1 protein-coding gene is annotated in these 1,043 nt (G+C 60.5%); it reads left to right on the top strand.

Features of this window, described 5'->3' with window-relative positions; all coding sequences use genetic code 11:
* Window positions 1–93: 93 nt before the first annotated feature.
* Window positions 94–1,043 (top strand): IS630 family transposase gene (locus ABID58_RS37350; protein ID WP_354037810.1). Its coding sequence is split into 2 segments (ribosomal slippage), with 951 coding nucleotides annotated over them: window positions 94–430 and window positions 430–1,043; the frame shifts between segments, so codons are not numbered across the junction. This gene is flagged as partial in the annotation.

Raw genomic sequence — 1,043 nt, 5'->3', positions numbered from 1 at the left:
TAGAGCGTTAGCCCATCTGACTGAATCGTTGGGGATTCACAAATCAGCGTTTTGGTGATTCAAGCTACCCGCCGGGACGGGAGGCCGGCGGGCATGGCGAAGCCGCTGTCGATGGACCTTCGGGAACGAGTGCTTGCCACCATTGCTGGCGGCGTATCCGGCCGGCAGGCTGCCGAGCGGTTTGGAGTAAGTGCGGCGAGCGTCAGCCGATGGCGGATGCGCGAGCGAGAGCAAGGGGATGCCCAGCCAAGAGCTCAGGGCGGTGATCGCAAATCCCACCGGATCGATGCCCATCAGGCGAGGATCATGGCCTTGCTCAAGGCAACCCCTGACATCACCATCGAGGAATTGCGTGACAGCCTGAGCAAGGAAGGTCTTTGCTTTGGCTATGGGACGATCCGGCGCTTCTTCGAGCGCCACAACATCACGCGCAAAAAAAGACAGCCCATGCCACCGAGCAGGATCGCCCGGATGTCTTGACGCGGCGCGAAGCCTGGCGCGAGAGCCAAGGCAAGCTCGATCGTGACCGGCTCGTCTTCATTGATGAGACCTGGGCGTCGACCAACATGGCGCGAACACATGGCCGCTGCCAGCGCGGCGAACGTCTGCGAGCCGCCGTTCCGCACGGCCACTGGAAAACAACAACCTGCGTGGCCGCTTTAACCACGCGCGGTATCATCGCGCCCTGGGTGCTCGATGGCCCTATCAACCGTGATGCCTTCGAGACCTACGTGGAAAAGGTGCTCATCCCCGAACTTCCGCAAGACGCGATTGTCATCATGGACAACCTCTCCAGCCATAAAGGGCCGCGCATACGCCAGATGATCGAAGCCGCCGGCGCAACGCTCCTCTATCTTCCGCCCTACAGCCCCGACCTCAACCCGATCGAGAATGCATTCGCCAAGCTCAAAGCAAATTTGCGAAAGGCAGCCGAACGTACGGTCAATGGTCTCTGGGACGCTATTGGTCGCATCGTCGACACCTACACGCCCGCAGAATCCACAAACTACTTCGTGGCCGCAGGGTACTTGCAACCTGATCGG

The sequence above is a fragment of the Bradyrhizobium sp. S3.2.6 genome (genome assembly GCF_040546885.1).
In the GTDB taxonomy this organism is placed as follows: domain Bacteria; phylum Pseudomonadota; class Alphaproteobacteria; order Rhizobiales; family Xanthobacteraceae; genus Bradyrhizobium; species Bradyrhizobium cytisi.
This window is presented reverse-complemented; position numbering and strand designations above follow the sequence as displayed.